At 69.8% G+C, this 4,811-nt stretch carries 5 protein-coding genes; 2 read left to right on the top strand and 3 right to left on the bottom strand.

The genetic code is table 11. The features are described 5' to 3' along the window. Positions 1-175: 175 nt before the first annotated feature. Positions 176-1,363 (bottom strand): glutamine-hydrolyzing carbamoyl-phosphate synthase small subunit, encoded by a 1,188-nt coding sequence (gene carA, locus AUL33_RS19750; protein ID WP_156419508.1) that lies wholly within the window; start codon positions 1,361-1,363, stop codon positions 176-178. A 444-nt stretch (positions 1,364-1,807) separates the two neighbouring features. Between carA and AUL33_RS19745 the strand changes: the two genes are divergently transcribed. Continuing rightward, positions 1,808-2,257, top strand: a complete 450-nt coding sequence (locus AUL33_RS19745) for a GatB/YqeY domain-containing protein (RefSeq protein WP_062212494.1) — start codon at positions 1,808-1,810, stop codon at positions 2,255-2,257. 78 nt (positions 2,258-2,335) lie between these two features. Here the strand turns inward: AUL33_RS19745 and AUL33_RS19740 are convergent, their stop codons facing one another. Further along, on the bottom strand, positions 2,336-2,653 hold the full coding sequence (locus AUL33_RS19740) for a chorismate mutase (RefSeq protein WP_062212490.1): 318 nt from the start codon (positions 2,651-2,653) through the stop codon (positions 2,336-2,338). Continuing rightward, entirely contained in the window at positions 2,620-3,216 is a 597-nt protein-coding gene (locus tag AUL33_RS19735) for a cupin domain-containing protein (RefSeq protein WP_082652763.1), read from the bottom strand. The genes AUL33_RS19740 and AUL33_RS19735 overlap by 34 nt, the downstream gene beginning before the upstream one ends. A gap of 159 nt (positions 3,217-3,375) precedes the next feature. Here AUL33_RS19735 and dnaG point away from each other — a divergent pair. After that, the coding region (gene dnaG / locus AUL33_RS19730; RefSeq protein ID WP_062212502.1) for a DNA primase at positions 3,376-4,811 on the top strand (1,436 nt) is incomplete at its 3' end.

Here is a 4,811-nt window from a genome sequence, read left to right as displayed (position 1 = left end):
CCTGCACCGCCATGCCACGTTCAGCTGCGGCTTTCGCGCCCGCATGCGCCGGCTCATGAAGCTGTTCCGCCTCGCCTGACGGCAGAGGGTAGCCACCTGTCCGACATTAAAAAAGGCGCCGGGGATCCCGGCGCCTTTTTCGTATCTTGGATCTCCCGGCGGCCGGTGAAGCCGTTCAGGCGGCCTTGCGGCCGGCCCGGTGGTCGTCGATCATCGCGAAGAAGCGCTGGAAGAGGTAGTGCGAGTCCTGGGGCCCGGGCGAGGCCTCGGGATGGTGCTGCACCGAGAAGACCGGCGCGTCCTTGAGGCGAAGCCCGCAATTGGTGCCGTCGAAGAGCGAGACGTGGGTCTGCTCCACCGTCTCGGGCAGCGATGCCGCGTCCACCGCGAAGCCGTGATTCATCGAGACGATCTCGACCTTGCCGGTGGTGAAGTCCTTCACCGGATGGTTGGCGCCGTGATGGCCCTGGTGCATCTTCTCGGTGCGCCCGCCGAGCGCCAGCGCCAGAAGCTGATGGCCGAGGCAGATGCCGAACATTGGAATGCCCGTCTTCGACAGTTCGCGGATCACCGGCACGGCGTACTCGCCGGTGGCGGCCGGGTCGCCGGGGCCGTTCGACAGGAAGATGCCGTCGGGCGCATGCTTCAGGATCTCCTCGGCGCCGGCGGTGGCGGGGACGATCACGACTTCCGCGCCCTGGCCGGCCATCAGGCGCAGGATGTTGCGCTTGGAGCCGTAATCGATGGCGACGATCCGGTATCGCGGCGTCTCGCCGGCGGCATAGCCGGCGTTCCAGGCCCAGGGGCCCTCCGTCCAGACCTCGGTGCGCGAGGACACGGCGTCCTTGGCCAGATCCAGCCCTTCGAGGCCGGACCAGCCGCGTGCCTTCTCCTTCAGGGCCTCGATGTCGAAGACGCCGTCGGGCGCGTGGGCGATGACGGCGTTCGGCATGCCCTTCTCGCGGATCAGCACGGTGAGCGCGCGCGTGTCGACGCCCGACAGCGCCACGACGCCGCGCGTCTTCAGCCAGGCGTCGAGGCCGCCGGCCGAGCGGTAGTTCGAGGGGGCCGAGACCTCGGCGCGGAAGATGGCGCCGACCGCGCCGATCGTGTTGGCGGGGACGAGGTCTTCGATGTCCTCGTCGTTGGCGCCGACATTGCCGATATGGGGAAAGGTGAAGGTGACGATCTGCCGGGCGTAGGAGGGATCCGTCAGGATCTCCTGATAGCCGGTGAGCGAGGTGTTGAAGCAGACCTCGCCGAGCGCCTCGCCGACCGCGCCGAGACCGTCGCCCTCGATCACCGTTCCGTCCGCCAGGACGAGGAGAGCCGTGGGTTTGCGCTGCGTCCAGCTCTCGCTCATGTCGGTCACTCCGTTCGGGATCCATCGGGCGCGCGGGGGCCGCTCAAGCGGCCGAGCCCTTCCGGAGCGTTTCTATCGCGCCTGACGCCTCGTCGCGCAACCCATCGCCCACCGAAAACCAGCCATGCACAGGCGTCAACGCCCGCCATCTTGCAACGCAACGTCGCCGGCCTTAATCATTTCGTCACATTCGGTTCGCCGATGCAGCGACGGCGCGGAGCCGTCCCCATATCAGGCATGTTCGGTCCACACGGTCTTGACGGGGCGAGAAGAGCATCATGCGTCGCGGGAACGGCGACGAGGCGGCAGCGATCCGCGGTTCCCATCCACACTTCCCAGCAAGTTTCGAGAGCTAGGCTCGCTTCGTCCGACCGATGTCGGGGGACGGCCGACGCCGAACCCGCATCCCGACGGACGCGGGACGAGAGCAACAGGACGAGTTCCATGCGCGACGAGATCGCAGCCGCCCTTCATGCCGCACAGTCGGGGACCGACAAGCGGCGCACCTGTACCCTGCGTCTGGTGAGCGCGACGCTGCGCGACCGCGACGAGGCGCAGCGGGCGGCCGGTCGCCCGCGCCTTGGCGACAGCGAGATCGCCGAGATGCTGGGGCGCATGGTGGCGCAGCGCGAATGCGCCTCGCGCCGCCTCGAGGAGGCCGGGAACGGCGCCGAGGCGCTGCTGGAGCGCGCCGAGATCGCCGTCATCAACGAGTTCCTGCCGCGCCCCGTGACAGTGAGCGAACTGGAGCAGGCCTGCCGCGAGGCCGTATCCGAGACCGGCTCGAAGGGGCTTCGCGACGTCGGCCGCTGCATGAACGCGCTGAAGGCGCGCTATCACGACCAGATCAGCCTGACGCAGGCCTCCGGCCTCGTGCGCGGCCTGCTGCGCTGAGCCTTCGCGCGCGCCGCCTCGAGCGCGGCGTGCGTTTGCTTCCGCGACTTTAACGCGCCGTCTTCTCCCCAGCCGCGTTCAGCGCGCCGTCTTCTCCGACAGTTCGCGCGCGGTGGCCTCGTGGTAGCGGATGACCTCGCGCACCACGAAGGCCAGATATTTTTCCGCAAAATCGGGATCGAGCTGTGCGGTGGACGCCAGTTCGCGCAGGCGCGAAACCTGCCGCGCCTCGCGCGCCGGGTCGGCCGCCGGCAGTTCGTGCTCGGCCTTGAGAACGCCGACCCGCTGCGTGCAGCGGAAGCGCTCGGCGAGCATGTGGATGATCGCCGCGTCGATGTTGTCGATCGAGTCGCGAAGGCTTTTCAGCTCGGGCAGGATGGCGGGGGTCTGGTCCATGGGGCGACTTCGAAGGCTGCGGAAGGGACGGCGCTCTGGATAGGCCGTCCGGGCCGGCGCGTCAAAGCGGGCGCGACTGAGGCGCCGGGCTCGCCGTCCCAGTAGTCGACCTCGCTCGTTGGGCGCCCGACGAAGCGGAAGCGGCGGCCCGCCGCATCCGTGGCCTTCGCGAGGAACTTGCCGCTGTCGGGATATTCGACGACATCGGCGGGCGCCTGGTTCGACAGGCTGAGATATCGCAGCGGTGTGTCGCCGGTGTTGTGGATCTGGTGCGCCGTCTCTGCCCCGCCGGCGGGCGCCCCGAGAATGTCGCCGGCCCGGATCGCATGGGTGTCGGCGCCGAACCGATAGAGGCCCGTACCCTCCAGGACCACGAAGATCTCGTCCTCGGCGAGATGGTTGTGGAACGGACAGCCACTCTTGCCGGGCGGCACCTCGCTGTAGGAGATGCCGAGCTTCGTCAGGCCGAGGCGCTCGGTCATCGACGTATCCCGCGACTGGTAGCGCGTGCCCTGCTGGAAGCCTTCGAGCGGCAGGTCGGCGAGGTGGAGGATCGGGGGCATGGGGCGGCGTCTCCTCGGTGGCCCTGCGTCCGCGCGCCAGGCATCGAGCCGGATCGCGGGCGCTTGCGGGCCTGTGGATAGGGGTGGATAAGACACCCGCGCGCGGCTCTCGCGCAAATAGGATTGGCATTCGCCCGCTCGCGCGACGATATCCAGACCATGCGGTTTCCTCCCAGCTTCCTCGACGAGATCCGTGCGCGCGTCCCCATCTCCGACGTGATCGGACGCCGCGTGACATGGGATCGGCGCAAGACGCAGGCCTCGCGCGGCGACTGGTGGGCCTGCTGCCCGTTCCACGGCGAGAAGTCGCCCTCCTTCCACTGCGAGGACGCCAAGGGCCGCTACCACTGCTTCGGCTGCGGGGTCTCGGGCGACCATTTCCGCTTCCTGACCGAGCTCGAAGGCATGAGCTTCCCCGAGGCGGTGGAGCGCATGGCGGCCGAGGCCGGCGTGCCGATGCCGGCGCGCGACGCGGAGGCCGAAAAGCGCGAGGAGGCCCGCGCCACGATCCTCGACGCGTTGCGCCTCGCCTCCGACTTCTTCCGCCAGACGCTTCAGGAGGCCGACGGCGCCAAGGCGCGCGCCTATCTGCGCGATCGCGGCCTCAACTCCACCGTCCAGAAGCAGTTCGCCATCGGCTACGCTCCCGACAGCCGCAACCGACTGAAGGAGTTTCTCGCCGCCAAGGGCGTCGGCAAGGCCGAGGTCGAGGCGGCCGGCCTCGTGGTGCACGGCGAGGGGATCGCGGTCTCCTACGACCGGTTCCGCGACCGGGTGATCTTCCCGATCCTCGACGCCCGCGAGCAGGCGATCGCCTTCGGCGGACGGGCGCTCTCGGCCGACGTTTCGGCGAAATACCTGAACTCGCCGGAGACCGAGGTCTTCCACAAGGGGCAGGTTCTCTTCAACCTCGCCTCGGCCCGGCGCGCGGTGAAGGCGGCGGGGACGCTGATCGTCGCCGAAGGCTACATGGATGTCGTGGCGCTGCATCAGGCGGGCTTCGAACATGCGGTGGCGCCGCTCGGCACGGCGCTGACCGACCGGCAGCTCGACCTGCTCTGGCGCACCGTCCCCGAGCCCATCCTCTGCTTCGACGGCGACGCCGCCGGGCTGAAGGCGGCCAACCGCGCCGCGGAACTGGCGCTGCCCTTGCTCAAGCCCGGCCGCTCGCTGCGCTTCGCCCTGCTGCCGGACGGCAAGGACCCCGACGATCTCATCCGCGACAGCGGCACGGAGGCGATGCGCGGCGTGCTGGTGCAGGCCCGTCCGCTCGCCGACCTCCTCTGGATGCGCGAGACGGCGTCCGGCACGTTCGATACGCCCGAGCGCCGCGCCGAACTCGAGCAGCGGCTGAAGGGTCTGGTGCGCGGCATCGCCGACGAGAGCGTGCGCCGGCACTACGGACAGGACGTCGACGAGCGGCTGCGCGCCTTTTTCGGCCCGGCACCAAGCCGGCGCGGGCAGGGCGGCGGCTCCTATGGCGGCGGGGGCGGCGGCAACCGGGAGGACTGGCGCGGCGGGGGAGGGGGCGCCGCGAACGGAGGCCGCGGCTTCGAACGCGGCGGCGGCGGCGGCGGACGGCCGCAGGCGGGTCG

Origin of the sequence: Aureimonas sp. AU12, assembly GCF_001463705.1 — a bacterium.
Classification (GTDB): domain Bacteria; phylum Pseudomonadota; class Alphaproteobacteria; order Rhizobiales; family Rhizobiaceae; genus Aureimonas.
The sequence above is the reverse complement of the archived record's forward strand: the minus strand, read 5'-3'. Positions and strand labels throughout refer to the sequence as shown.

Coding starts and splice junctions, on each gene's coding strand:
- AUL33_RS19735 (WP_082652763.1), bottom strand. CDS start 3,216: ATGCCCCCGATCCTCCACCTCGCCGACCTGCCGCTCGAAGGCTTCCAG.
- AUL33_RS19745 (WP_062212494.1), top strand. CDS start 1,808: ATGCGCGACGAGATCGCAGCCGCCCTTCATGCCGCACAGTCGGGGACC.
- AUL33_RS19740 (WP_062212490.1), bottom strand. CDS start 2,653: ATGGACCAGACCCCCGCCATCCTGCCCGAGCTGAAAAGCCTTCGCGAC.
- carA (WP_156419508.1), bottom strand. CDS start 1,363: ATGAGCGAGAGCTGGACGCAGCGCAAACCCACGGCTCTCCTCGTCCTG.